Consider the following 2,525-nt stretch of genomic DNA (forward strand, 5'->3'; position numbering starts at 1 on the left):
CCGGATGAGTTGGTCTGGAAGCATCTGAAAGCCGACACGGTTGGCCGCATGACCACGACTGACAAGACCGACTTCAAGAGCAAAGTCGTATCGGCCATGCGTAGCCTGCAAAAGAACTCAAAAAAGATCGCCGCATTCTTCCAAAAACCATCCCTGCAATACGCCGCCTGATGTCGGTTTATTTACGCACTGATTAATACCTGGCCGATAACGCGACCAGCGACCAGCATGGAGAAAATAGTGCCCAATCCGCGCGGGCCCATGACAAGGCCTGCGGTGATAGACGGCTCATTCATCAGCTCCTGCAGGAATGGAGGCTGCAGTGAAAGAGCCGCATAGGTGGTTGTACCAAGAACGGTGGTAAATATCGTTCCGACTATAAAATTACGGTCCGAGAACAGTGCCGGGCGGATGAAAGGCTTTCGTGTGGTAAAAACATGCACAAGGAATAAATAAAAAGCGAGGGCAGAAAGCACCGCCTCAGTAATGATTTCGCGAGAGGAGAACCAATCCTGCTCCACGCCGCGGTCTAGCGATATTTGCAGCGCGCCAACGGCGAGGCTGAGAGTGCCGAAACCAATCCAGTCGAGCTTGAAGTGGTAATCAACTTTGGTTTCCGGTAGAAATACCAGCGTACCGATGAACGCGAGTATGCCAAGTGGCATGTTGATATAAAACACTGCACGCCATGAATAATCTGACGTCAGCCATCCTCCAATGACCGGCCCTAAAAGTGGGGCGGCCATTATGGCGATACTGAACGTTGACATAGCGCGACCCTGACGCTCTGGCGTATTGATGTTGAACATCACGGTTTGCGTAAGCGGAATGATTGCCGCGCCTAGCGCACCTTGCAGACAACGGAAGACTACAATTTGGATTAAGGATTGCGCCGCATCACAGAGCATAGAGGCGATGGTGAAGCCACAGATGGAAACTAGCAGGACCCGCTTGATTCCAAATCTGGTCGCGAAAAAGCCAGTAGGCGGCGTCATGATTGCCGCGGCGACAATATAAGATGTGAGCACCCATGCGATCTCGTCCTGACTGGCAGACACGCTGCCTTGCATGTATGGCAGGGCCACATTGGCAATTGTAGTGTCTAACGCCTGCATTAAGGTTGCCAAAATCAGGCAGGTTGTGATGGCGAGGTGGGTATTAGCTTTCACGTAAGCCCCAGCACATTCCGTTGTTTTGGTGGCTAATTGACAAACCGACAATTGAATTGAAAATCGTTGTGGGCATGGGCAGTAACTTACCAAGAGTCTGACCTTGTTCTATGAAACCCGCGCGGAGAGATGCAAGATGGGCGCCTTGATATACCGCGGGAGCATTTTTTGCCGCGGGACGGGGCACCTAATACCGATTCGCGCCCCCTGAACAGCTTTGAGCGTCTCTAGCGCCCCAACGATAATGTTAGCTCTGTTGGTATTTGGAGCCTCAGCGACATAGTCTGGTCCTGTGGCAACAATGCCATTCAGCCGGCATATATTCCTACCGTTCAACAGAACGCGGCATATGAATTACGACACCGGATCGATCAAGGTGCCGCTAATGCGGATCCCCGCGCCGTCCACCTGATAGCTCTTGTTGATAAAAATCAGCACAGAAGTAAGCGCCTCTGCCGCAGCGGCGTTCGCCAGCCCGCCGCCTTGGATGCCGCGTAGCCCAGCGGCGTTAGCCAAAGCCACCACCTCTGCTCGCGCTACCTTGCTATCGCTAAACACCAAAGCATCGCAATCGATCTCCATATCGGTGATCAGCTTGTGCGCTGCAACCGAATGGAAGCAAGAGGCTATGGTAACGCCTTCGCCGAGCAATCGCTTCGCGCGTTGCGCGGCACTACCCTCGGGCGGCAACTGTACCGTCATGACTTTTGGAGGCATCAGCGGTACGGTGGTATCTACCACGATCTTGTTCGATACGTACGGCGCAATTTCGACCAGTGTTGCTTCTTGAGCTGCGAACGGAACCGTAACCACGACAACGTCAGCCGCCGCGGCTGCGTCCGCATTGCTCATGCCGGTTAAGCCGAACCCAAGTTTAGTGGCTGCTTGGACCGCGCCCTCAGCATGACGCGAGCCAATGATCACGCTTAGCCCGGCCTTTGCCCACCGCCGTGCGAGAGCCGAGCCAAGTTTGCCGGTGCCGCCGACCACGGCAATTATTCCACTCATCTTTCTGATCTCCTCTAACAAATTAATCGTCAACGTGGGCGAATGACCGAGGGCTTGCTACGCGACCTTAAAAGTCATTTTTACGCGGCGGCGCGTAATTCAATGTCATCGGCAAGCGTTTCCATACCGTCCGCCCTTGGCTCCCGCGTCGACATTCATCAACGCCGCAGCGTGGCTGAATTTACGTAGCATGCCAGTTTGTCGTCTCACACTGCGTGTTCTTTCGCGGAGCGAATAGTTAAACAAGCTCAGGATCGTCCGTACGATGCATTTGACGTTAACTAGTGTCCGTCCACTAACGCTAAGGTATTGATATTATTCTGTTAATTCCGCTGTTTGGGCTTTCAA

General features: G+C 53.3%; 2 protein-coding genes. Both read right to left on the reverse strand.

Annotation, left to right across the window (positions count from 1 at the left end; all coding sequences use genetic code 11):
• Window positions 1-182 precede the first annotated feature (182 nt).
• Complete coding sequence (locus tag QQJ84_RS06590) at window positions 183-1,169, reverse strand: DHA2 family efflux MFS transporter permease subunit (protein WP_284257335.1); 987 nt, start codon at window positions 1,167-1,169, stop codon at window positions 183-185.
• Between the two features lie 354 nt (window positions 1,170-1,523).
• The gene (gene npdG / locus QQJ84_RS06595; RefSeq protein WP_284257336.1) at window positions 1,524-2,177 is read right to left on the reverse strand and encodes an NADPH-dependent F420 reductase; all 654 of its coding nucleotides are present in this window, start codon (window positions 2,175-2,177) and stop codon (window positions 1,524-1,526) included.
• Window positions 2,178-2,525 lie beyond the last annotated feature (348 nt).

The organism is Acidocella aquatica (assembly GCF_030160635.1).
GTDB classification, from domain to species: Bacteria; Pseudomonadota; Alphaproteobacteria; order Acetobacterales; family Acetobacteraceae; genus Acidocella; species Acidocella aquatica.